The organism is Streptomyces sp. NPDC020801 (assembly GCF_044334385.1).
Classification (GTDB): Bacteria; Actinomycetota; Actinomycetes; order Streptomycetales; family Streptomycetaceae; genus Streptomyces.
Map to the genome: position 1 here is coordinate 390,067 of NZ_JBIRST010000005.1, position 22,578 is coordinate 412,644.

At 73.6% G+C, this 22,578-nt stretch carries 23 protein-coding genes and 1 pseudogene; 12 read left to right on the top strand and 12 right to left on the bottom strand.

Annotated elements, in window-relative coordinates; translation table 11 throughout:
- Positions 1 to 79 precede the first annotated feature (79 nt).
- Positions 80 to 445 (top strand): cupin domain-containing protein, encoded by a 366-nt coding sequence (locus tag ACH4UM_RS13765; RefSeq protein ID WP_398177508.1) that lies wholly within the window; start codon positions 80 to 82, stop codon positions 443 to 445.
- 109 nt (positions 446 to 554) lie between these two features.
- The gene (locus tag ACH4UM_RS13770) at positions 555 to 1,256 is read left to right on the top strand and encodes an SDR family oxidoreductase (RefSeq protein WP_398177510.1); all 702 of its coding nucleotides are present in this window, start codon (positions 555 to 557) and stop codon (positions 1,254 to 1,256) included.
- Positions 1,257 to 1,263: 7 nt separating this feature from the next.
- Here ACH4UM_RS13770 and ACH4UM_RS13775 read toward each other — a convergent pair whose 3' ends face one another.
- Together ACH4UM_RS13775 and ACH4UM_RS13780 are read right to left on the bottom strand one after the other, a co-directional pair.
- Positions 1,264 to 2,634, bottom strand: coding sequence for a VWA domain-containing protein (locus ACH4UM_RS13775; RefSeq protein WP_398177513.1), 1,371 nt, complete (start codon positions 2,632 to 2,634; stop codon positions 1,264 to 1,266).
- Positions 2,631 to 3,488: an AAA family ATPase gene (locus ACH4UM_RS13780; RefSeq protein WP_398177516.1), complete on the bottom strand. Its 858-nt coding sequence runs from the start codon at positions 3,486 to 3,488 to the stop codon at positions 2,631 to 2,633. The genes ACH4UM_RS13775 and ACH4UM_RS13780 overlap by 4 nt, the downstream gene beginning before the upstream one ends.
- A 147-nt stretch (positions 3,489 to 3,635) precedes the next feature.
- Here ACH4UM_RS13780 and ACH4UM_RS13785 point away from each other — a divergent pair, with 147 nt between their 5' ends.
- The 4 genes from ACH4UM_RS13785 to ACH4UM_RS13800 all read left to right on the top strand — a co-directional run bounded on the left by ACH4UM_RS13785 (position 3,636) and on the right by ACH4UM_RS13800 (position 6,606).
- Positions 3,636 to 4,205, top strand: coding sequence for a TetR/AcrR family transcriptional regulator (locus ACH4UM_RS13785; RefSeq protein WP_398177519.1), 570 nt, complete (start codon positions 3,636 to 3,638; stop codon positions 4,203 to 4,205).
- Between the two features lie 105 nt (positions 4,206 to 4,310).
- Entirely contained in the window at positions 4,311 to 4,991 is a 681-nt protein-coding gene (locus ACH4UM_RS13790) for an ABC transporter permease (RefSeq protein WP_398177522.1), read from the top strand.
- On the top strand, positions 4,988 to 5,665 hold the full coding sequence (locus ACH4UM_RS13795) for an ABC transporter permease (protein ID WP_398177525.1): 678 nt from the start codon (positions 4,988 to 4,990) through the stop codon (positions 5,663 to 5,665). Before ACH4UM_RS13790 ends, ACH4UM_RS13795 begins: the two co-directional genes overlap by 4 nt.
- Positions 5,662 to 6,606, top strand: a complete 945-nt coding sequence (locus tag ACH4UM_RS13800; protein ID WP_398177528.1) for an ABC transporter substrate-binding protein — start codon at positions 5,662 to 5,664, stop codon at positions 6,604 to 6,606. The genes ACH4UM_RS13795 and ACH4UM_RS13800 overlap by 4 nt, the downstream gene beginning before the upstream one ends.
- A 21-nt stretch (positions 6,607 to 6,627) precedes the next feature.
- Here the strand turns inward: ACH4UM_RS13800 and ACH4UM_RS13805 are convergent, their stop codons facing one another.
- The 6 genes and pseudogenes from ACH4UM_RS13805 to ACH4UM_RS13830 form a co-directional block, all read right to left on the bottom strand.
- Positions 6,628 to 7,782, bottom strand: a complete 1,155-nt coding sequence (locus tag ACH4UM_RS13805; RefSeq protein ID WP_398177531.1) for an ATP-binding cassette domain-containing protein — start codon at positions 7,780 to 7,782, stop codon at positions 6,628 to 6,630.
- A gap of 22 nt (positions 7,783 to 7,804) precedes the next feature.
- Positions 7,805 to 8,470: a lactate utilization protein C gene (locus ACH4UM_RS13810; RefSeq protein WP_398177534.1), complete on the bottom strand. Its 666-nt coding sequence runs from the start codon at positions 8,468 to 8,470 to the stop codon at positions 7,805 to 7,807.
- Complete coding sequence (locus ACH4UM_RS13815; protein ID WP_398177537.1) at positions 8,467 to 9,963, bottom strand: LutB/LldF family L-lactate oxidation iron-sulfur protein; 1,497 nt, start codon at positions 9,961 to 9,963, stop codon at positions 8,467 to 8,469. Before ACH4UM_RS13815 ends, ACH4UM_RS13810 begins: the two co-directional genes overlap by 4 nt.
- Complete coding sequence (locus ACH4UM_RS13820) at positions 9,960 to 10,715, bottom strand: (Fe-S)-binding protein (RefSeq protein WP_398177539.1); 756 nt, start codon at positions 10,713 to 10,715, stop codon at positions 9,960 to 9,962. The genes ACH4UM_RS13815 and ACH4UM_RS13820 overlap by 4 nt, the downstream gene beginning before the upstream one ends.
- Positions 10,716 to 10,813: 98 nt before the next feature.
- Positions 10,814 to 11,134 (bottom strand): annotated as a pseudogene (locus ACH4UM_RS13825) (FGGY-family carbohydrate kinase); the annotation flags it as partial.
- Positions 11,032 to 11,337, bottom strand: a complete 306-nt coding sequence (locus tag ACH4UM_RS13830) for an SDR family NAD(P)-dependent oxidoreductase (protein ID WP_398177698.1) — start codon at positions 11,335 to 11,337, stop codon at positions 11,032 to 11,034. The gene ACH4UM_RS13830 and the pseudogene ACH4UM_RS13825, both read right to left, overlap by 103 nt.
- On the opposite strand from ACH4UM_RS13830, the gene ACH4UM_RS13835 reads away from it, so the two are divergent.
- The 4 genes from ACH4UM_RS13835 to ACH4UM_RS13850 all read left to right on the top strand — a co-directional run bounded on the left by ACH4UM_RS13835 (position 11,225) and on the right by ACH4UM_RS13850 (position 15,695).
- Entirely contained in the window at positions 11,225 to 12,226 is a 1,002-nt protein-coding gene (locus ACH4UM_RS13835; RefSeq protein ID WP_398177542.1) for a substrate-binding domain-containing protein, read from the top strand. The two genes, ACH4UM_RS13830 and ACH4UM_RS13835, sit on opposite strands and share 113 nt — an antisense overlap.
- Positions 12,227 to 12,350: 124 nt before the next feature.
- Positions 12,351 to 13,652: an alpha/beta fold hydrolase gene (locus ACH4UM_RS13840; protein WP_398177545.1), complete on the top strand. Its 1,302-nt coding sequence runs from the start codon at positions 12,351 to 12,353 to the stop codon at positions 13,650 to 13,652.
- A gap of 113 nt (positions 13,653 to 13,765) precedes the next feature.
- Positions 13,766 to 14,662 carry a sigma-70 family RNA polymerase sigma factor gene (locus tag ACH4UM_RS13845; RefSeq protein WP_398177701.1) on the top strand — a complete coding sequence of 299 codons (897 nt, stop codon included), beginning with the start codon at positions 13,766 to 13,768 and terminating at the stop codon, positions 14,660 to 14,662.
- Between the two features lie 139 nt (positions 14,663 to 14,801).
- On the top strand, positions 14,802 to 15,695 hold the full coding sequence (locus ACH4UM_RS13850) for a pentapeptide repeat-containing protein (protein WP_398177548.1): 894 nt from the start codon (positions 14,802 to 14,804) through the stop codon (positions 15,693 to 15,695).
- Here the strand turns inward: ACH4UM_RS13850 and ACH4UM_RS13855 are convergent.
- Positions 15,657 to 17,204, bottom strand: coding sequence for a cytochrome P450 (locus ACH4UM_RS13855; RefSeq protein WP_398177551.1), 1,548 nt, complete (start codon positions 17,202 to 17,204; stop codon positions 15,657 to 15,659). The genes ACH4UM_RS13850 and ACH4UM_RS13855 overlap by 39 nt on opposite strands.
- A 97-nt stretch (positions 17,205 to 17,301) precedes the next feature.
- On the opposite strand from ACH4UM_RS13855, the gene ACH4UM_RS13860 reads away from it, so the two are divergent.
- A complete protein-coding gene (locus ACH4UM_RS13860; protein WP_398177554.1) occupies positions 17,302 to 17,913 on the top strand; it encodes a TetR/AcrR family transcriptional regulator in 612 nt (203 codons plus the stop codon).
- A gap of 117 nt (positions 17,914 to 18,030) precedes the next feature.
- Entirely contained in the window at positions 18,031 to 18,756 is a 726-nt protein-coding gene (locus tag ACH4UM_RS13865; protein ID WP_398177556.1) for a DUF2470 domain-containing protein, read from the top strand.
- Here the strand turns inward: ACH4UM_RS13865 and ACH4UM_RS13870 are convergent.
- The 3 genes from ACH4UM_RS13870 to ACH4UM_RS13880 form a co-directional block, all read right to left on the bottom strand.
- Complete coding sequence (locus ACH4UM_RS13870) at positions 18,724 to 19,899, bottom strand: lactonase family protein (protein ID WP_398177559.1); 1,176 nt, start codon at positions 19,897 to 19,899, stop codon at positions 18,724 to 18,726. The genes ACH4UM_RS13865 and ACH4UM_RS13870 overlap by 33 nt on opposite strands.
- A gap of 215 nt (positions 19,900 to 20,114) precedes the next feature.
- Entirely contained in the window at positions 20,115 to 21,188 is a 1,074-nt protein-coding gene (locus tag ACH4UM_RS13875; protein ID WP_398177562.1) for a hypothetical protein, read from the bottom strand.
- A 93-nt stretch (positions 21,189 to 21,281) separates the two neighbouring features.
- Positions 21,282 to 22,535 carry an aromatic acid exporter family protein gene (locus ACH4UM_RS13880; protein WP_398177564.1) on the bottom strand — a complete coding sequence of 418 codons (1,254 nt, stop codon included), beginning with the start codon at positions 22,533 to 22,535 and terminating at the stop codon, positions 21,282 to 21,284.
- Positions 22,536 to 22,578 lie beyond the last annotated feature (43 nt).

Consider the following 22,578-nt stretch of genomic DNA (forward strand, 5'->3'; position numbering starts at 1 on the left):
GGGTACCGTGCGCGTTCCGCCCGGAGACGGAGACCGGCCCCGGCCGCAGGAGATCACGGCCGGAAGGGAGAACACCGTCATGTTGGAAGTGAAGACGGTCGACAAGCCGGACGAACGGCGCGACTTCCCCCGGGGGCACCTCGAAGCCGTCCACCTCACCGGACTGGACTTCGCCGTGGGCACCTTCGAACCGGGCTGGCGCTGGTCGGAGTCGGTGGGCCCGATCGCCGGCACGAGCAGCTGCCAGATCCACCACAACGGGTTCGTGGTGCAGGGCCGGATGCACCTCGTCATGGACGAGGGCGGCGAGGCCGAGGTGGGTCCCGGTGACGTCTTCGTCTGCCCGCCCGGGCACGACGCCTGGGTCGTGGGCGACGAACAGGTCGTGGTGTACGACTTCGCGGGCGCCATGGCGCAGGAGTACGGGAAGCCGCCGGAGGGCTGACAGGGCCCGCCTCGCCCTTGCCCTTGGGAAACCGATCGGTTTACTGTGGCGGAAGCCAGGAAACCGATCGGTTTCCCCTGTTTCGGCTCCCATCCTCCTGGAGATCCGCATGACCCGCATCGAAGGTTCCGTCGCCCTGGTCACCGGCGGCAGCCGCGGCATCGGCCGTGCCCTGGTGGCCGCGCTGTACGAGCGCGGCGCGAAGAAGGTGTACGCCACCGCGCGCGACCCGAGGACCGTCACGCACCCCGACGCGGTGCCGCTGGCGCTGGAGGTGAGCGACCCGGCGTCCGTCGCGGCCGCCGCCGAGCGGGCGCGGGACCTCACGATCCTCATCAACAACGCGGGCCAGGCGCTGGCCGCCGGCTTCCTCGACTCCCCGGTGGAGGACGTGCGCCGCGAGTTCGAGACGAATTTCTACGGCCCCCTCAACGTCACCCGCGCCTTCGTCCCGCACATCGAGCGCAACGGCGGCGGACACATCCTCAACGTCCACTCCGTGCTGTCGTGGATCGGCGTGCGGGGCTCCTACAGCGCCTCCAAGGCCGCGCTGTGGTCCCAGACCAACTCCCTGCGCCTGGACCTGAGGCCGCGCGGCGTCCAGGTCACCGGCCTGCACGTCGGCTACGTCGACACGGACATGGCCGCGGGCGTCGACGCACCCAAGTCCACCCCCCGGAGCGTGGCCGCCCAGGCCCTCGACGGCATCGAGTCGAACGCCTTCGAGGTCCTCGCCGACGACCTCACCCGTCAGGTCAAGGCCGGACTGTCCGGCGACCTCGCCGTGCTCTACCCGGAGCTCGCGTCCTGATCACGCCTCACACCGGCAGCAGCCGGGAGACGATCACGCCGAGCTGGTGTGCGTTGCGGCACTCGTGCATCTCCACCAGCCCGGCGTAGGCGGGTGCGGCGGAGTCGCCGGTGCCCCACTGGGCGCGCGGCTCCGGGTTCAGCCAGTGGAGCCGGCGTGCCCGCCCGGCGATCTCCCGCAGCGCCGGCAGGTTCGGGTCGCTCATGTTGGTGCGGGCGTCACCGAGGACGAACACGGTGGTGCGCGGGCCGACCGCGTCGCCGTGGCGCTCCGCGAACTCCCCGAGCGCGACGCCGTAGTCGCTGCTGCCGTGCCAGCCGGTCAGCCGGGCCTCGGCCTGGATGCGCGCGCCGAGCCCCTCCGGGTCGGCCGTGCCGTGCCGCAGCATCCCGGTCACCTCGTCGATCCGGTTGACGAAGGCGAACACCCGCACCTTGCTGAACTGGTCGTGCAGCGCCTGCACGAGCAGCATCGTGAAGTCGGAGAAACCCGACACCGATCCCGACACATCGCACAGCAGTACCAGTTCGGGGCGCATGGGCCGGCGCCGGCGCAGCACCGGCCGCACCGGTACGCCACCCGTCGACAGCGAGCCGCGCAGGGTGCGGCGCAGGTCGATCGTGCCCCGGGCGGCCCGGCGGCGCCGCGCGGCCAGCCGGGTGGCCAGCTTCCGGGCCAGCGGCTGCACGGTCCGGCGCAGCTCGGCGAGCCGGTCCCGTCCCGCGTACAGGAAGTCGACCCGGTCCGCGCTCGGCGCCACCGCCCGGCGCGCGATCTCCTCGCGCCCGCGCCGCTCGGCGACCCTGCGCCGCGCCTCCGCGCCGACCTGCCGGCGGAAGAGCTCGATACGGCGCCGGATCTCGTCGTCGAGCAGCCGGCCGGTGAACCCCTCCGCGCCGCCTGTGGCCCGCACGCTCGCCCGCACCCGGGCCAGCAGTGTCTGCGGCCGCAGCCGCTCCAGCGTCTGGTACGCCGACCAGCCGTCCGCCCCGGGCGAGCTCCCGTACCCGCCGAGGCCGTCGACCGCCTCGGCCGCCAGCTGCTCCATCAGCGCCGTGTCCCCCGCGGCGAGCGCGTCCGCGAGCCGGTCTCGCAGATCGTCCCGGCCGGCGGACGGCCCCTCCGGAACCCCGACTCCGCGGGGAAAGTACAGGTCGAAGACCGGGTCGAAGACGGCCCGTTGACCGCTGCCGTGCAGCAGGGTGGCGGCCAGTCCCGCACGCAGCAGCTCGCGGTCGGCGAGCCCGAGCGCCTCGACGGCCCGTGCCGCGTCCACGCTCTCGCCGGTGCCGATCCGGATGCCGTGCGCGCGCAGTGCGCCGACGAATCCCGTCAGCCGCCCGGACACACCGCCGCCGTCCGCCCCGGGGGCGTTCACACGGCGTCCAGGTCGAGCTTGCCGGCCGCCCTGAGCACGTCCTCCTGGTGCTTGAGGAGGACGCCCAGGGTGTCGCGGACGACGGTCTCGTCGAGGGCACCGGCACCGAGCGCGAGAAGGGTGCGTGCCCAGTCGATGGTCTCGGCGACGGACGGCACCTTGCGCAGGTCCATGGCCCGCAGCGCGCCGACCACCCGGACCACGGAGGTGGCCAGCGCCTCGTCCAGCCCCGGCACCTTCAGCCGCAGGATCCGGCGCTCCAGCTCCTCCTCGGGGAAGCCGATGTGCAGGAACAGGCAGCGCCGGCGCAGCGCCTCGGAGAGTTCGCGGGTGGCGTTGGAGGTGAGGACCACGAAGGGGCGGCGGGCCGCGGTGATGGTGCCCAGCTCGGGAATCGTCACCTGGAAGTCGCCGAGCACCTCCAGGAGCAGGCCCTCCACCTCCACGTCGGCCTTGTCGGTCTCGTCGATCAGCAGCACCGTCGCCTCGTCGCCGCGGATCGCCGTCAGCAGCGGGCGGGGCAGCAGGAACTCCTCGCCGAAGATGTCCGTGCGCGTCTCGTCCCAGCTCTCGTCGCGGCCGGCGGTGATGCGCAGCAGCTGTTTGGCGTGGTTCCACTCGTACAGCGCCCGGGACTCGTCCACGCCCTCGTAGCACTGCAGCCGTACCAGCCGCGCCCCCGCCACCTCGGCCACGGCCTTGGCCAGCTCCGTCTTGCCGACCCCGGCGGGTCCCTCCACGAGCAGCGGCTTGCCGAGGCGGTCGGCGAGGAAGACGGTCGTGGCGACCGCGGGCGAGGCCAGGTAGCCGGTCTCGGCGAGGCGGGCGGAGACATCGTCGACGGATGTGAACAACTGGGCCTCCAGCGCGGTGCGGCGAATCGGCTTCCCTGTGCATATCTAAGCGCTTGTTCAGCCGATCTGTCACGGGGGAACCTCGGGCCGGACCCGTTCATACACCGATCGGTTTCCCGTCCGCCCGGGGCGCGGTAGCCTCGCCCCATGGCCACCACCGACAAGGCGCCCCGCGACCGGCTGCTCGACGCGGCGGCCGAGCTGTTCTACCGGGACGGCGTCTCCATCGGCGTGGAGGCGCTGTGCCGGACGGCCGGCGTCTCCAAGCGGTCGATGTACCAGCTCTTCGACGGCAAGGACAAGGTCCTGGCCGCGAGCCTGGAGCGGCGGCTGCCCGGCTACGAGGCCCGGCTCACCCCCGGCCCCGAGGACGCCGCCACCCCCCGCGAGCGGATCCTGTACGCCTTCGAGCGGCTGGCGCAGGCCGCCGCGGAGCCCGGCTACCACGGCTGCCCGTATCTCGCCGCACTGGTCGAGCTGAAGGACCCCGAGCACGCGGCGAGCCGGGTGGCCCGGGATGCCAAGGAGCGGCTGAAGGAAGCGTTCCGCAGACAGGCCGAGCTCGGCGGGGCCCGCGATCCCGGGCTGCTCGCCCGTCAGCTGATGCTGGTCTTCGACGGGGCGAGCGCCCGCAGCGGGGCACGGGTGGAGACCCTGGACGACGGACTGGCCGCGGCCACCGCCACGGCCCTGCTGGACGCCGGCGGCCTGCGCTGACGGGCCGGCAACCGGCGGTGACCACGCCGGTCACCACGCCGGACACCACCCCGGACGGGCCACCACAACGAGCCGGACTCCCGGGCCGCCCGGTGCAATGGACGGGTGACCGCGCCTCCGGACGACTGCCTCGCGCGCAACGAGTGGATCTGCGGCGCCTACCTCAGCACGCGCCGGCAGATCCTCCTGGACGCGGTGGGGCAGCACCTGAGACTGACCGGCCTCGCGGTGCTCATCGGTCTCGTGCTCGCCGTCCCGCTGGCCGTGCTCGCCCGCCGCTGGGGGTGGGCGGCCGGGCCCGTCCTGGCCGCCACGACGATCCTCTACACCATCCCGTCCCTGGCCATGTTCTCGCTGCTGCTGCCCGTGTACGGGCTCTCGGCCACCCTCGTCGTCGCCGGACTCGTGCTGTACTCGCTGACCCTGCTGGTGCGCAACATCCTCGCGGGCCTGCGTGCCGTGCCCGAGGAGACCCGGCAGGCGGCGCGCGGCATGGGCTACGGTCCCGTCCGCCTGCTGCTCACCGTGGAGCTGCCGCTCGCCCTGCCCGCCGCGATGGCCGGGCTGCGCATCGCGACGGTCTCGGCGGTGTCGCTGGTGACGGTGGGTGCCATCGTCGGCTTCGGCGGACTCGGCAACCTCATCTACGCGGGCATGAACACCTACTTCAAGGCCCAGGTGCTCACCGCGTCCGTGCTGTGCGTGGTCATCGCGGTCGCCGCCGACCTTCTCCTGCTGGGCGTACAGCGCCTGATCACCCCCTGGACGCGGGCGGGCCGCACATGAACACCCTGACCGGCGCCTGGCACTGGCTCACCGACCCCGCGCACTGGACGGGCGACGACGGCATCGCACACCGTCTCCTGCAGCACCTGGTGCTCACGGTCGTCTGCCTGGCCCTCAGCTGCCTGATCGCCCTGCCGGTCGCGCTCGTCCTCGGCCACCTCGGCAGGGGCGGCGCCCTCGCGGTGAACATCTCCAACATCGGCCGGGCCGTGCCCACCTTCGCCGTCCTGGTCCTGCTGCTCCTGACACCCGTCGGGCAGTGGGGCGAGGGACCCACGGTGGTGGCACTGGTGCTGTTCGCCATTCCGCCGCTGCTCACCAACGCCTACGTCGGCATGCGCGAGGTCGACCGGAGCACCGTGCAGGCGGCCCGCGGCATGGGGATGACCGGACGGCAGATGCTGTTCCACGTTGAACTGCCCCTTTCGTTCCCCATGGTCATGAACGGGGTGCGGATCGCGGCCGTCCAGCTCGTCGCCACCGCCACCATCGCCGCACTGGCCGGCGGGGGAGGGCTGGGCCGGATCATCACGGCCGGCTTCAACCTGGCGAGCACACCGCAGGTGGTGGCCGGTGCCGTCCTCGTCGCCGCCTTCGCGCTGCTCGTCGAGGGCGTCTTCGAGGTCGCGGAGCGGCTCGCCCCGGCGTGGGCGAAGGGCGGCGGCGCACGGTGAGAGCTCCTGCCGCGCTGCTCCTGCCGCTCCTGCTCACCCCGCTCGCCGCCTGTACCACCGGCCCGTCCCTGGAGGACCGCGGGCAGGTCACCGCACCGCCCGGCGACAGCCGCCACCTGACCGTCGGATCCGCCGGCTTCACCGAGAGCGACCTGCTCGCCCAGATGTACGCGCAGTTGCTCGGCCAGGCCGGCTACAAGACCTCGCTGATCACCGTCGCCAACCGCGAACTGTACGAACCCGCCCTGGAATCCGGCCAGATCGACGTCGTGCCCGAGTACGCGGCCACCTTCGCCGACTGGCTGAACGCCAAGACGCACGGCGCCGACGCGCCCCCCGTCGGCTCACCCGACCTCGACACCACGATGAGCGCGCTGCGCGGACTCGCCACGCCCCGCGGGCTGACCGTCCAGGACCCCGGCCGGGCCATCGACCAGAACGCCTTCGCGGTGAGCGCCGCCTACGCCCGGCAGCACGGCCTGAAGACCCTCGGCGACCTCGGCGCCGCCGGACTGAAGGTACGGCTCGCGGCCGGCGACGAGTGCGTGGTCCGGCCGTACTGCGAACCGGGACTGCGGAAGACCTACGGCATCGACGTCACCGGCATCGACCCCAAGGGAGTCGGCACGACCCAGGCGAAACAGGCCGTGCAGAGCGGCCGGGACCAGATGGCGCTGACCACCACCACCGACGCCACCCTCGGCGCCTTCGGCCTCGTCCTCCTCGCCGACGACAGGCACCTGCAGAACGCCGACTACGTCGTCCCGGTCGTCAACCGCGCCCGCGCGGGCGGCGCGGGGGTGACCAAGGCGCTCGGCGCACTGGGCGAGGTGCTGACGACGGCCGACCTGGCGTCCCTGAACGAACAGGTGGACAGCCGGCGCCGCCTGCCGGCGGACGTGGCCCGCGCCTACCTCAAGAGCAAGGGCCTGCTGAAGTGAGCCCGGCCCGCCGGGCGCCGCTCAGGCATCCGCCACCGAGTCGAAACCCACCTCGCCCCGCGGCACGCCGAGGGCGTCCGCGTCCACCGAGCGGCGCAGCGCCTCGTGCAGCTTCGCCGGGGTCAGCACGCCGAGGAAGCGGGAGCCGTCCAGCACGGCCACCCAGCCGGCGTCGTGCTGGAGCATCACGCCGAACGCCTGCTTCAGCGGCGCGCCCACGGGCACCCAGGCTCTCATCCGGTGCGCCAGCCCGCCGACCCGGCCGCCCGCGGCCAGCGCATCCAGGCCGACCCAGCCGTGCAGGTCGCCGGAGGGGTCCAGCACGACGGCCCAGCGGGCACCCTGGGCACGCAGCCTGTCCGCCGCGTCGCCGGCGGGCTCGTCCAGCCGGGCGACCGGTGGCTGCTCCAGGTCCCCGCGTTCGATCGCGGTGACCGACAGCCGCTTCAGCCCGCGGTCCGCGCCCACGAACCCGGCGACGTACGGGGTCGCGGGAGCACCCAGCACCGCGCCCGGCGTGTCGAACTGCTCGATGCGTCCCTGCCCGTACACGGCGATCCGGTCGCCGAGCCGTACCGCCTCCTCGATGTCGTGCGTGACCAGCAGCACCGTCTTGCGCACGGCGGCCTGCATCCGCAGGAACTCGTCCTGCAACTGCTCGCGCACCACCGGGTCCACGGCCCCGAACGGCTCGTCCATCAGCAGCACCGGAGGGTCCACCGCCAGTGCCCGCGCCACCCCGACGCGCTGCCGCTGCCCACCCGACAACTGGTGCGGATAGCGCGGCCCGTACCTCTTCGGGTCCAGGCCCACCAGATCCAGCAGCTCGGCGGCCCGCGCCCGGGCCTTCGCCTTCTTCCAGCCCACCAGCGCCGGCACGGTGGCCGTGTTGTCCAGGACCGTACGGTGCGGGAAGAGTCCCACCTGCTGGATGACGTAACCGATCCGGCGGCGCAGCCGGACCGGATCGGCCTTCGCGACGTCCTCGCCGGCCACGAAGATCCGCCCGGAGGTGGGTTCGATGAGCCGGTTGACCATCAGCACGGTGGTCGTCTTGCCGCAGCCTGAGGGGCCGACGAGCGTCACCAGTTCACCCTCGGACACCTCGAAACTCAGGCCGTCCACGGCCGTGGTCCCGTCCGGATACCGCTTGGTGACCTGTTCGAACCGGATCATGCTCCCACGCTAACGGCGCACGTCACTCCCCGCTCACCAGCACGACCTCCAGGGTGCGCGGCCCGTGCACCCCCTCCACCCGGTCCAGTTCGATGTCGCTGGTCGCGGAGGGGCCGGAGATCCAGGTCAGCGGGCGGGCGGGGTCCAGGCGGGCGAGGGCCTGGGGGACGGAGGAGACCACCTGGCCGGGGACGCGGACGACGCAGATGTGATGGTCGGGGATCAGGGTGATCCGGCGGCGGCCCTGGTCGGGGGAGCCGTCCAGCACGATCGTGCCGGTCTCGGCGATCGCGACCGCGCAGCCGGTGACCACGCTGTCGACCCGGTCCAGATCGTCAGGTGTGCTGTCCGCACGGTCCTCGACCCGCGCCAGCTCCGTCCTCGCCAGCAGGCCCGCGTCCAGGCCCGGCGGGACGAGAACGCTCGCCGAACCCCGCTCGCCGAGCAGGTGGGCGATCAGCGCGGGCAGCCCCTCGGCGTCGCTGCGGTGCACGACCGCCCGGTACTCCACCAGGTTCGCGGCGAGCAGATCCACCGTCTCCGCGACGGTCCGCTCGCCGTGCTGGTGCAGATAGTCCCGCAAGACGGCCTGCTCGTACGGCGTGTCGTCCTGCTCGTCCTGCTCGTCCTGCTCCACGTCCGCCAGTGCGCGCCGCACCCGGCCAAGGATCCGGTCCCTGCTGCTCACTTCACACCCTCCTTGCCCCCGTGTGTGCGCTGCCACCAGTCGCGGAAGGGCTCCGCGGGCACCGGGGGCAGGTCCCGGGTGCCGGTCCATGCCCGGCCCGGGCCGGGCAGTGCGCGCGGGTGGAAGCGGCGGGTGCGGGACGCCAGCCGCTGGCCGCCGCGCAGGACGCCCGGGTGGCTGAACGCCCAGCGGGCCGCGCGCATCGCCGCCCGCTCGGCGGCGTGGCCCTTCGCGGGCCTGAGCACCACCTTGTTGCCGTTCCGCGTCACCTCGCCGCCCTGTGCGACGCGCTCGCGCAGGTGCACCAGGACCTCGGGAATGTCGATGGCCACCGGGCACACCTCGTAGCAGGCGCCGCACAGCGTGGACGCGTACGGCAGTGAGGCGTCGATGTCGCTTGCCGTACCGCGCAGTTGGGGGCTGAGGATGGCGCCGATCGGCCCGGGGTAGACCGAGCCGTAGGCGTGCCCGCCGGCCCGCTCGTAGACCGGGCACACGTTCAGGCACGCCGAGCAGCGGATGCAGCGCAGGGCCTGGCGGCCGACCTCGTCGGCGAGGGTGTCGGTGCGGCCGTTGTCCAGCAGGACCAGGTGGAAGGCCCGCGGGCCGTCGCCGTCCGTGGTGCCGGTCCAGGTCGACGTGTACGGGTTCATCCGCTCGGCCGTGGAGGAGCGGGGGAGGGCCTGGAGGAACACCTCCAGGTCCCGCCAGGTGGGCACGATCTTCTCGATGCCGACGACGGAGATCAGCGTCTCGGGCAGGGTCAGGCACATCCGCCCGTTGCCCTCGGACTCCACGACCACCAGGGTGCCGGTCTCGGCGACCACGAAATTGGCACCGGAGATGCCGACCCGGGCCCGCAGGAACTTCTCCCGCAGGTGCAGCCGGGCCGCCTCGGCGAGTTCGGCGGGCGTGTCCGTCAGCCCCTCGGGGGCCGGGCGGCCCCAGTGCTTCATCTCGGAGCGGAAGATGTCCCGGATCTCGCCGCGGTTGCGGTGGATCGCGGGGACGAGGATGTGGGAGGGCCGGTCCTTGCCCAACTGCACGATGAGCTCGGCGAGATCGGTCTCGTAGGCGTGGATGCCCTCCGCCTCGAGTGCCTCGTTGAGGCCGATCTCCTGGGTGGCCATCGACTTGACCTTGACGACCTCACTCTCGCCGGTGGCCTTGACCAGGTCGGCGACGATCCGGTTGGCCTCGTCGGCGTCGACCGCCCAGTGGACGGTGCCGCCGGCCGCCGTGACCGCCTCCTCCACCTGTACCAGGTAGCGGTCCAGGTGGCGCAGCGTGTGGTCCTTGATCCGCCGGCCCGCCTCGCGCAGCGCCGCCCAGTCGGACACCTCGGCCACCGCCCTGGCGCGCCTGGCGCGGATGGTGTGCGTGGCGTGACGCAGATTGCCGCGCAGGGTCGTGTCCCGCACCGCCTCGTGAGCGGCCTCCGGAAAGGCCGGGGACGCCGGAAAACGGGGCATCCCCACGAACGCTTTGCTCATGCCGCCGGTTCCTCCTCGGTGCTCGCCAGGATCTCCGCGATGTGCACCGGCCGCATGCCCGTGCGCAGCCGGGTCATGGTGCCGCCGATGTGCATCAGACAGGAGTTGTCGCCCGCGCACAGCACCTCGGCGCCGGTCGACTCGGCGTTGCGCACCTTGTCGGCGCCCATCGCCGCCGAGACGTCGGGGTTCTTCACCGCGAAGGTGCCGCCGAAGCCGCAGCACTCGTCCGCACCGGGCAGTTCGGCCAGTTCCAGTCCCTTCACGGCCTGGAGCAGCCGGCGGGGCCGGTCGCCGAGGCCCAGGCCACGCAGCCCGTGGCAGGTGGGGTGATAGGTCACCCTGTGCGGGTAGTACGCCCCGACGTCCGTCACCCCCAGCACGTCCACCAGGAACTCCGTCAGCTCGTACGTCTTCGGCACCACCGGCGCCAGTGTCCGGGCCAGGGTGTCGCCCCGGCCCTCGGCGCGCGCCCGCTCGCCCATGCGCGGATACAGCTCCCGCACCATCGCCCCGCACGACCCCGACGGCGTCACGATCGCCTCGTAATCCCGGAAGACATCGGAGAAATGCCGGGCCAGCGGTTCTGCCTCGTGCCGGTATCCGGTGTTGTAGTGCGCCTGCCCGCAGCAGGTCTGGGCCATCGGGAAGTCCACCTCGACGCCCAGCCTGGTCAGCAGTTTCACCATGGCGCGCCCGGTGTCCGGATAGAGCGTGTCGTTGACGCAGGTCAGGAACAGGGCGACACGCATCGCGGCTCCTTGTTGTCGATCATCGGACGAGTGAAGCCTAGTCAGGCAGGGGGCCCGGCGGGAGAGGTCCGGTCCACGGCCTTGCGGCGAGCCTTGGCTCACGGCGTGGTGGCGGCGAGCCGGGCCTCGGCCGCCCGCCAGTGCGCCGCGTCGCCGCGCGGTTCGTACCGCGAGAGCGGCTGTGTACGGGCGATCAGCCCGCGCATTGCGGCGCGGTCGCCGACCAGGCCGTGCGCCCGCGCCTGCACCAGGACGTTGCCCAGGGCGGCCGCCTCTGTGGGACCGGCCACCACCGGCGGCCCGCAGGCGTCGGCGGTCAGCTGGCACAGCAGGGCGTTGCGGGTGTCGCCGCCGACGATGTGCACGACGCCGACGGGATGGTCGGCAAGCCGCTGCGCCTCGGCGACCGCCCGGCGGTGGGGTCCACCCCGCCGAAGGCGGGCAGCGCCGCCTTGAAGGCGTCCGCGATCGGCCCCTCGTCCGTCACGTCCACGGCCACGGCGACCGCCTTGTCGGACCCGCCCAGTTCCTCGGCCACGGCGGCGGCGCTCTCCGCGTCGAGATCGGCGACCACGACACACGCGCCCTCGGCGACCAGCCGGTGCGCGATGGCCCTGCCGATCCCGCTGCCCGCGCCGGTGACCAGGGCGACGCGCGTGGCCCGCGGCTTCGGCTTCGGCATCCGCCGGAGCTTGGCCTCCTCCAGCGGCCAGGTACCCGATGCGGAACTTCTCCGGCTCCTCGATCGGCGCGTACGCCGACACGGCCTGCGCGCCCCGCATCACGTTGACGGCGTTGTGTTGAACTCGCCGGCCACCCTCTCGCTCTTCGCCGAGCAGCGGGTGCGCGGCGTGCTGCTCACCCCGACCGACGCCACCGGCCGCAACATCGCCGCCTTCCGCCGGCACGGCATCCCCTTCGTGCTGGTCGACCGGGTCGCCGAGGGCACCACCGAGTGCTCGGTCTCCGTCGATGACGTGGCGGGCGGCGCCCTGGCGGTGCGGCACCTGGTGGACGCCGGGCACCGCCCCATCGCCTACGTCAGCGGGCCGCCCGGTCCGAACCAGGTCCGCGACCGCCGCACCGGCGCCCTGAACGCGCTCGCCGAGGCGGGTCTGGGCCCCGACGCCCTGCGCGAGCTGCCCACCGAACGCCTCGACGTGGCCGCCGGCCGGGACGCCGGTGCCCGCCCGCTCGGCCTCGCCGACCGGCCCACCGCCGTCTTCTGCGCCAACGACCTGCTCGCCCTCGGCGTGCTGCAGGCCGTGTACGCGGCCGGGGTGAACGTCCCCGACGACCTCGCCATCGTTGGACACGACGACATCGAGTTCGCCGCGGCCGCCGCCGTCCCGCTCACCTCGGTCCGCCAGCCCGCCGTCACCATGGGCGCCCTGGCGGCGGAGCTGCTCCTGGAGGAGACGGAGGCACAGGGGGCGACGGCGCACGAGCACCGGCGGGTGGTGCTCCAGCCGGAGCTGGTGGTCCGCAGCTCCAGCCTGCCCGCACGCTGATCCGCCGGCCCCCTCGCCCGCTGACCCGGCGTTCAGTAGGATTTCGTGATCCTGGGGCTTAGACGGCGGACGAACATGTGCTGAACTGGGCCGCGGCCGTAAACCCTCCGTCCCGGGAGATCTCTTGTCCGTCAGCTACCGCCAGCCCGGCGTCGTCCTCACCGACCGCTCCTTCACGGTGCCGCTCGACCACGACGACCCGGCGGGGGAGACCATAGAGCTCTACGCCCGTGCGGCCGTCGCGAGCGGCAAGGCCGGCGAGGACCTGCCGTGGCTGGTCTACCTCCAGGGCGGCCCCGGTTTCGGGGCGAACCGTTTCATCGGAAAGCAGGCCTGGCTGGGCCGGGCCCTGGAGGACCACCGGGTACTGCTCCTGGACCAGCGCGGCACCGGCCACTCCACGCCCGCGGGCCGCCAGACCCTCCCCCTGCGCGGCGGTCCGGCCGAACAGGCCGAGTACCTCACGCACTTCCGCGCCGACTCCATCGTCCGCGACTGCGAGGCGATCCGCCCGCAGGTGACCGGCGGCGCCCCCTGGACCGTCCTCGGCCAGAGCTTCGGCGGCTTCTGCACGGTCAACTACCTCTCCACCCACCCCGAGGGCTTGTCCGCCGCCCTGATCACCGGAGGCCTGCCCGCGCTCGACGCCCACGCCGACGACGTCTACCGGGCCGCCTACCCGCGCATCGAGCGCAAGGTCGCCGCCCACTACGCCCGCTACCCGCAGGACGCCGAACGCGCCCGCCGCATCGCCGACCACCTCCTCACCCACGACGTGGTGCTGCCGAACGGATACCGCCTGACCGTCGAGGCCTTCCAGTCCCTCGGCATCCTGCTCGGCGGCGGCGACGGCAGCCACCGCCTGCACTTCCTCCTCGAGCACGCCTTCGTCCGCACCCCGAACGGGCCGGAGTTGTCCGACGCGTTCCAGGAGGAGGTCCAGGGCCTGCTGTCGTACGCCGGTCACCCGCTGTACGCCCTAGTCCACGAGGCGATCTACGGCCAGGACACCCGCCCCACCGCCTGGTCCGCCGAGCGGGTCCGGGCCGAGTTCCCGCAGTTCGACGCGGCCAAGGCGCTCGCCGGCGACGGGCCGCTGCTGTTCACCGGCGAGTCCGTGCACCCCTGGACGTTCGACTGCGACCCCGCGCTGCGCCCGCTGCGCGAGACCGCCGAACTGCTCGCCGCCCGCACCGGCTGGCGGCCCCTGTACGACCCGTCCCGCCTTGCCGCCAACGAGGTCCCGGTCGCCGCGGCCGTCTACCACGACGACATGTACGTCGACACCGCCCACGCCCTCGACACCGCCCGCGCCGTCCGCGGCCTGCGCACCTGGGTCACCGACGAGTTCGAGCACGACGGCGTACGGGCCGGCGGTCCCCGCGTCCTGGACCGGCTGCTCGCCCTGGTCCGCGACGAGGTGTGAGGTGCCGGTGGCGGCTGGAACTGTTCGGCCGGTGACGCCGCCCGGCGCCTAGGATGATCCAGAAGGACGGGACACCGAGCGCGGAGCACGGGGCGGGGGACGGGATGGCCGGCATGGGTGACGAGGAAGTCCTGGCACGGCGTTTCGAGGAGCACCGCGGGCAACTGCGCGCGGTCGCCTACCGAATGCTGGGCTCGCTGCCGGAGGCCGAGGACGCCGTCCAGGAGACCTGGCTGAAGCTCACCCGCACGGACCCGGACGCCGTCCGGAACCTGGGCGCCTGGCTCACCACCGTGACCGGCCGGGTCTGTCTCGACCTGCTGCGGGCGCGCAAGGCGCGGCGCGAGGAACCCATGGACGACACCTTCGTCCCCGACCCCGTCATCCGGCCCCTGACCCGGACCGACCCGGAGCAGGAGGTGCTCCAGGCGGACTCGGTGGGGCTCGCCCTGCTCGTCGTGCTGGAGACCCTGCAGCCCGACGAACGGCTGGCGTTCGTGCTCCACGACCTGTTCGCGGTGCCCTTCGACGACATCGCGCCGATCGTGGAGCGCACCCCGGCCGCCACCCGGCAGCTCGCCGGCCGCGCCCGGCGCCGGGTGCAGGGCGCCACCCCGTCGGCCGACGCCGACCTCGGACGGCAGAAGGAGGTGCTCGACGCCTTCCTCGCCGCCTCGCGCGGCGGCGACTTCGAGGCGCTGGTCGCCGTCCTCCACCCCGACGTGGTCCTGCGGGTCGACGCCGGTGCCCTCGTCCGGGACACGGCCGCGTCCAAGGTGGTCCAGGGGGCGAAGACCGTGGCCGCGCAGGCGCTCACCTTCGCGCAGTACGCCCGGTACGCCCGGCTGGTGCTGGTCAACGGCACGGTCGGGCTGGCCAACGCCCCCGAGGGACGGCCGCTGTCGGTCATGGGCGTCACCGTCGCCGACGGCCGGATCACCCACATGTACATCCTGGCCGACCCCGAACGGCTCGAACACCTCGATCTGGCAGGGGTGCTGGGGGACTGACCGGGTGCCCGGCGCCGGGCTGGAGCGAATTCCCGGCTCGTGGCTGGACGACCCCGAGCGGTTTCGTGGCCGCCGTCGCCGAGTTCTTGCGGTGATGCGCCTGTTCGGGCACCGGCAGCAGGTCAGTAGGGTGGACGCCATGCCAGATCAGACAGCCGACCGGCCCGACCGGCCCGACCGGCCCGACCGGCCCGACCGGCCCGACCGGCCCGACCGGCCCGGACTGCGTGGCGACTGCGCGCGCTGCTTCGGGCTGTGCTGCGTTGCCCTGCCCTTCTCCGCCTCCGCGGACTTCGCGCTGGACAAGCCCGCCGGAAAGCCCTGCCCGAACCTCCGGGACGACCACCGCTGCGGCATCCACGCGCGTCTGAGGGAGCAGGGCTTCAGCGGCTGCACGGTCTACGACTGCTTCGGCGCCGGCCAGAAGGTCTCGCAGGTCACCTTCGGCGGCCAGGACTGGCGAACCGGGTCCGGGGAGCGCGCCCGGCGGATGTTCGAGGTGTTCCCGGTGGTCCGGCAACTGCACGAGCTGCTCTGGTATCTGACCGAGGCGCTCACCCTGCCCGCCGCCCGCCCGGTCCACGCCGGTCTGCGCCGGGCCCTGGAGCGGACCGAGCAGCTGACCCTCCTGGCGCCCGGGGAACTCGCCGCACTGGACGTCGGCGCGCACTGGCAGGAGGTCAACGCGCTGCTGCTGCGCGCCGGCGAGCTGGTGCGGGCCGAGGTGCCGGGCAGCAAGGGCCGCAAGAAGAACCGGCGGGGCGCCGACCTGATCGGTGCCCGGCTCAGGGGCGCCGACCTGCGCGGGGCCACGCTGCGCGGCGCCTGCCTGATCGCGGCCGACCTGACCGGCGCCGATCTGCGCGGTGCGGAACTGATAGGCGCCGACCTGCGGGACACCGACCTCACGGACGCCGATCTGACCGGCGCGTTCTTCCTGACCCAGCCGCAGCTGAACGCCGCCCGGGGCGGCGCCGGCACCCGGCTGCCTGCGTCAGTCACCCGCCCCGGCCACTGGACAGCGCAGTCCTGAGCCGTCCTTCTGGTCCGGTACGCGCAGGGCCGGGGCGGATTGCGGGGGCGGCGCGGCGGGTCCCGTGCGCCGCTCCAGGCGCAGCCGCAGCCCCTCCGGCATGAGCGTCAGCCGCTCGGTGACCTTCAGCCGGTAGTCCGGGTCGGCGTGGAGTTCGTAGCGGCGCAGCAGCAGACCGAGGACCAGGGTCGCCTCGTGCAGGGCGAACTGACGGCCGATGCACGCCCGGGCGCCGGTGCCGAAGGGCTTGAAGACGTGCGGGGGGCGGGCCCGGACGGCCTGTGCGTCGAACCGGTCCGGGTCGAACCGCTCCGCGTCCGCGCCCCACACCTCGGGATCCCGGTGCAGCATCGGGGTCAGCACCAGAGCCCAGGCGCCCGGGCGCATGGGATGCTTTCCGGCCAGCACCGTGTCCTGCCGGGCCTCGCGGGCGAAGGCGGGCGCGGTCGGCCACAGCCGCAGCGACTCGTCGAGCACCCGGCGCAGGTAGCGCAGCTTGGCGACCTGCTCGTAGCCCGGGGCGGGCGCATCGCCCCAGACCCGTTCGATCTCGGCCCGGGCCCGGGCCGAGACCTCCGGGTGCCGGGCGAGGTAGTGCAGGGCGAAGGACAGCGCGCCCGAGGTCGTCTCGTGCCCGGCCACCAGGAAGGTGATCACCTGGCGGCGCACGTTCTCCGGCGACAGCCGTTCCCCGGTCTCGGGGTGGGCCACCTCCAGCATCCGGTCGAGCAGGTCCCCGGTCCCGCCGCCCCCGCCCGCCGTGCGGCGGGCGCCGACCAGGTCGTCGACCGTGCGGTTGAGGTGGGCGATGTCGGCCGCGTTGCGGCGGCTCGCACCGCGCAGCAGATACGGGGCGAGCGGTGCCGGGACGGTGTTGAGCCGCTGCGCATGGGTGAGCGTGCCGACCATCGCCGTCACGAACGGGTGCGGACGGGCGCGTTCGAAGGAACCGAAGTCGTGCCCGAAGCCGGTGCGCGCGATCGTCTCCAGGGTCAGCTTCGTCATGTCGCCGGGCACGTCCACGGTGCGGCCCGCGGCCTGCGCGCGATCCCAGTGACAGGTGAGCCGTGCGGCCACGTCGAGCATCATCAGGTGGTAGCCGGCCATCGCCTCACGGCTGAAGCCTGGGGCAAGTACGTCGTGCGCCAGCTGCCAGTTGGGCTCGTGGTTGTACGCCGTGAACAGGCCGTCCCCGGCGACCGGCCGCAGGTTGGCCACCCCCAGGCCCACGTGCTTGGCGAAACGGGCCTCGTCCGCCAGGTCGGCGACCAGCTCCGCACCCCACACGAACACGAACTCCTTGCCGAACGCCCTGCGGCGGAAGACCGGGCCGAGCGCGCGGGCGTGGCGCATGGAGTCCTGCAACGGCGTGCGCCGGTCGGCGCCGAGCACATCGCCGAGCAGGGGGAGGCGATGGGGCGGATGCGGAATGCGGTGCAGTTCGGGCCAGCCCTGCTCGGCGCCGCGGAAGCCCTTCGGCAGCCCGGCTCCGGACGTCGTCTGCGCCATGACGCGATCTCCCGTACGTGCTACGTGTTGTACGTGGGTTCAATAACGCGATTCAGTCTGGTCCGGTTGTTGAACCGGCGTCAAGTACAGTGCGGGCATGGCCGCGAATCAGGGGGAGCAGCGCACGCGCCGCCGGCTCAGCACCGCCGAGCGCAGGGAGCAGCTGCTGTCGGTGGGGGCGCGGCTGTTCTCGGAGAGCCCGTACGACGACGTGTGGATCGAGCAGGTCGCGGAGATCGCGGGGGTCTCCCGCGGGCTGCTCTACCACTACTTCCCGACCAAGCGGGACTTCTTCGCGGCGGTCGTCGAGCGCGAGAGCGAGCGGATGCTGCGGATGACCGCGGCGGTGCCCGGGGTGCCGGTGCGCGAGCAGCTCACGGCGGGGCTGGACACCTACCTGGAGTACGTCCAGGTCCATGCGCACGGCTACCGGGCGTTCCACCGAGCCGACGCGGCGGGCGACCAGGCCGTGCGCCGTGTCTACCAGCAGGCTCTGGCCGCGCAGGAACAGCAGATCCTCGCGGCTCTCGCCGAGGACCCCGAGTTCGGTCCGCTGGCCGGGCGGCGCCCCGATCTGGAGCTGGCCGTCCGTGGCTGGCTGGCCTTCACCACCGCCGTCTGCCTGGAGTGGCTGCGCGGACCGGAGCTGACCCGGGAGCAGGTGCGCGATCTGTGCGCACGGGCCCTGCTCGGCGTGCTGGCCTCCTGAACACTCCCCGGTGGGGAACCTGAGAGCCGCCGGATGAGGGGCGTGGCTGGCGTGCACGTGGTTGGCGCGCACCCAGATCTCCGATAAGTTAGGCAAGCCTTACCTAAGGAGGTTCCGATGGGTGACAGCCACACCTGGACGGCGGCGCCCGGCGCGGGCCAGCAGGCGCGGTCCGTGCTCGCCGCCGCGTGGTCCTGCGCGGTGACCGCGAACGGCGGGCGGGAGGAGTTCGTCGGCGCACACCGCGTGGCCGGGGACGGCCGGGTGCTCCTGAACGTGCCCGACGACAGCGTCCTGCGCACGGCCGCGCTCCACGCCCCGCGCGGCGAGTCCTGCGCCGTGCTGGAGTTCGCCGATGTCGCGCCCGTCCCCGTGCGCCACCGGGTCCGTGCCCGGCTGTGGCTTGCCGGCCGGTTCGTCCCCGAGGGCGAGCACCTGGCCCTGCGCCCCACCCGCGTGGTGCTGCGCCGCACCCAGGACGCGGTCGTGGTCGGCCTCGAGGAGTTCGCCGCCGCCGCGCCCGACCCGCTGGCCGGGGTCGAGGCGCGGCTGCTCATCCATCTCGCCGGCGCCCACCCCGACGCGGTGGAGCGGCTCACCCGGCTTGTCGGGCCCGACAGACTGCACGGCGCGGTACGGGTCCAGCCGCTCGCCGTCGACCGGCACGGACTGACCCTGCGCATCGAACGCAGCCGCACCCACGGCGACGTACGCCTGCCCTTCCACGCGCCCGCCGACGACATCGCCCAGCTCACCGAGCGCATGCACGTGCTGCTCGCCCAGGCGGGCGCCCCCTCCTGCCGGCGCGCCCTACAGCGGCAGCGCACAGACGGCGACGGGTGAGGCGAACGGCTCGCCCGCGAGCCGCAGCGCGCCGCTCGCGCGGTCCACGTGGAAGACGCTGACCGTGCCCGACTTCTGGTTCGCCGCGAACAGCAGCGCGCCGTCCGGCGAGAAGGCGATCTGCCGTGGGAAGTCGCCCGCGACCGGCACCGTCTCCACGAGCCCGAGCCGGGCCCCGTCCGCCTCGACGGCGTAGCGGGCAAGGCTGTTGTGGCCCCGGTTGGCCAGGTAGGCGAACCGGCCGTTGGACGTCACCAGGATCTGCGCCGGGTAGTTGGTGCCCCCGCCCGAGCCCGTGGACTGCGGCTCGCCGATGGTCAGCCGGCCGGTCGGCGGGTCGTAGCCGCAGACCGCGACGGTGTCGTCGACCTCGTTGGCGAGATAGGCGTACCGGCCGCCGGGGTGGAAGGTCAGATGGCGCGGCCCGGCGCCGGGCCGGGCGTGCGCCCGGGAGACCTCGGTGAGCCGGCCGGTGCGGCTGTCCAGGCGGTAGGTGTAGACGGTGTCAGTGCCCAGGTCGACGGCGAGGACGTGACCGCCGTCCGGGCTGGTGATGAACTGGTGGGCGTGCGGGCCCTGTTGGCCCGGGCCGGGTGGCGGGCTGGTGTGGGTCACCAGGTCGGTGCGCTCGCCGAGCGCGCCGGAGCCGTCGATCGGGTGCACGGCCACACTGCCGGAGAGGTAGTTGGCGCTGAGCAGCCAGCGCCCGGTGGGATGCACGGACAGATGGCAGGGGCCCCCACCGCCGGTTCCGCGGGCGCCCAGCACCTTGCCATCGGCCGTCCGGACGGCGCTCACGGCCCCGTTCGGGCGTTCGTCGACCGCGTACAGCGTGCGGCCGTCCGGATGCACGGCGAGGTACGAGGGGTCGGCGACAGGCGCGAGGGTGCCCCGCCCGGTGGCGGCGCCGGTCACCGGGTCGTACTTCGCCAGGCCGATGCCGGTGCCGCCGCCCTCGACGGACGTGTAGGTGCCCAGGTACAGCGGGCGGGGACCGGACGGTCTCCCGGCCGGCCCGCGGCCGCTCGCGGACGCCTCCGGAGAGCCGGAGGCGGGCGGAGTGCCCGGCGCGCTGGCCGCCGAGGGCGCGCGCCCGGGGGCCGCCGGTGCCGGGACCGCCACCACCGCGGCGGCCCCCGCCATGGCCCCCACGAACCGGCGCCTGCTCCAGCCACCCCCAGGTTCTCGGCTTCGCCCGGGCAGGGGAGACCCCCGTCGCGACGCTTGCGCCCCACCGTCCATGCCCGCACCTCAGGTCGTCGACTGCCCCGGCCGTGACTGCCACCCTGGCCTGGACCAGGGCTCACGGGCAAGTGCGGCACCATGCGTCGGGGACGCCGCAACGGCCGCGCGGGCGTCTACCAGTTCCCGTCCTGCACCGGCTTGCCGGGCGCGTCCTTGAGGGGATGCACCTGGTGCGGTGCGGGCGCCTGCCACGGCTCGTGGTCGTCGCCGAGCCAGTCCCCGACCGGCTTCACCTCCGCCAGGGTGCCGGTGGGGGCGAGGTCCTCGGCGTCCTGGTCGTAGTAGTCGTACCAGGGCAGGCCCGCGCTGGTGTACGCGGCGCGGTCGACCGGCGACGGTGGTGGCGCCTCCCCGGTGATGCGGCGCCACTCCGGGGGCGTCACCAGGTGCACGAACACCCGGCCGGCGGGTGCCTCGGCCCAGTGGATCAGCGGCCGGTCGTCCTGGTACACCTCCTGGCGCATCGAGCCGCCCACGCCGAGCCCCATCGCGGCGGCGGCGCGGGGCCGGCCCGCCGGCGCGGGGGCCGGTGCCCCGCCGGGCGCGGGCGGTGCGGCGCCCGGCGCGGCCGGTGCCGCCATGGGGAAGGGGGCGCCGCCCACGCTCTTGACCGACCGGGTCGTCGCCCGCCGCTCCATGCGGCGCCGCTCCTGCTCGCGCCACCTGGCCAGCTCCTCGTCCCTGAGCGGGAACGTCTGCAACTGCACGCCGCCCCATACCTCCTCGCCCGTGACCTGGCCCTCGACCGTCGCCCCGAGGCCCAGCGGCACCGCGACGAACTGGCGGACCGTGCCCTTGCCGGAGTTGATCCCGTCCAGCCAGGGCTGGCGCGGCAGTACCACGTAGTTCTGCGGGTCGCGCCCGAGGCGGTCGCTCCACGGCCTGCCCGACACGGCGCACACCTTGCCCACGCCGACCTGCAGGGCGGCCGGCTCGGCCGTGCCTGCGAAGCTCAGCCACATGGCCTCGCGCAGATACACCGGCAGCATCACCCCGCCGCGCGCCCGCCACTGCCCGGGCACCGTGTCCGCGTAGTCCGCCACCCGCCGCACGGGGAACTCGCCGAGCCCCGGCGGCAGCGGATGGGTGCCCGTCTCCGGCAGCCGCAGGGTGCGCACGAACCGCACCGCCACACCGCCCGGCAGCCGCAGTGTGTTCCCGTCGATCCGTACCCGCGAGTCGGTCATGCGCATGCTCCCCTCCGTCGTGAGGCGCCCCCGGACGAGCGGCGCGCATCCCGCCCGGCGACGTCGGCACCGGGCGCGCGCCCGGTGACCCCGTCACAGAGAACGTTCCCGGGCGTCCTCGCGGTTCCGGCGCAGCCCGGCCGGCGCGCCCAGCCGGTCCCCGAACCGGGTCCAGCGCGACCGGCGTTCGCGCTGCGCACGGGTGTGCCGGTCCAGCTCCTCCAGGAGCCGCTGCGAACGGTGCTCGGTGTCCATCTCGTCCAGGATGCGGTTGACCTCGGTCAGCACCGCGCCGTGCAGCTGCCAGTTGCTCACGTCGCGCTGCACCTCCTCCAGCAGCAGCTGCGCCAGCTTGTCGCGGGTGGTCCCGGCCTGCCGCAGCTCGGCGGCCAGCCGTGACTCGGCCGACTCGGCACTCACACTGACGTCGGTGGTGACCAGCACCGCGAAGCTGACCACCGCATCGGCGATCTCGCCCAGCAGTTGCTGCACCAGGGCGCTCGTCTGCGGCGAGAACAGCGGTTCGGGCTCGCGCTCCTTGGTCAGGTCGGTGAAGGTGCGCGCCAGCACCCGCAGCACCACCGTGCAGATCTCCAGCGTGTCCAGTCCCGTGCGCAGCACCACCCGGTGCAGCAGCCCCTCGCGCACGCGCGGATTGAGCTTGAGGCTGTCCTCCGCCTGGCGGAGGGCGGCGTCCACGTCGGCGATGTCGTGGTCCAGCCGGCGCGCCTCGTGCAGCCGGGCGGCCGCGCGTTCCACGGGCGTGCCGCCGGTCAGCTCCTCACCCATGTGCAGCATCAGCTTCCGCACCCGGCGCGCCAGCCCCTCGATGGACTCGCTCGCGTGCTCGGTCCACACCGGGGGAGCGAGCAGCAGATTGCAGGCCAGGCCCACCGCGGCGCCGATCAGCGTCTCCACGATCCTGGCCCAGGCCGTGCTGCCGACACTCGTGACGCCCAGGACCAGCATCGCGCTGATCGCCACCTCGGGCACGAACTCGTCCACCCGCACGAGGTGCCCGACGGCCAGCGCGGCCAGGATCACCAGCGCCAGACTCCACCAGGTCAGTCCCACCAGCAGGGAGAAGGCGATGGCCACGAGCACTCCGGCCACCACCGAGTTCACCCTGCGGATGCTGGTGGTCAGCGTGGCGAAGAGGGTGACCTGGACGACGAGCAGGGCTGTCAGGGGAGCGGTCAGCGGGGCGGGCTCGGGGCTCAGGCGCAGCGCGATCACATACGCGACCGTCGCCGCGGCCGTCGACCGCAGCGCCTGTACGACCACGGGATCCCGGTGCCGCCTCACCAGCCGGACAAGGGACGACGTCCACTCACGTACATCTTGCATCCCTTGCGCTGTTCCCCGTGGACAGACGCATCGAACGTGCCGC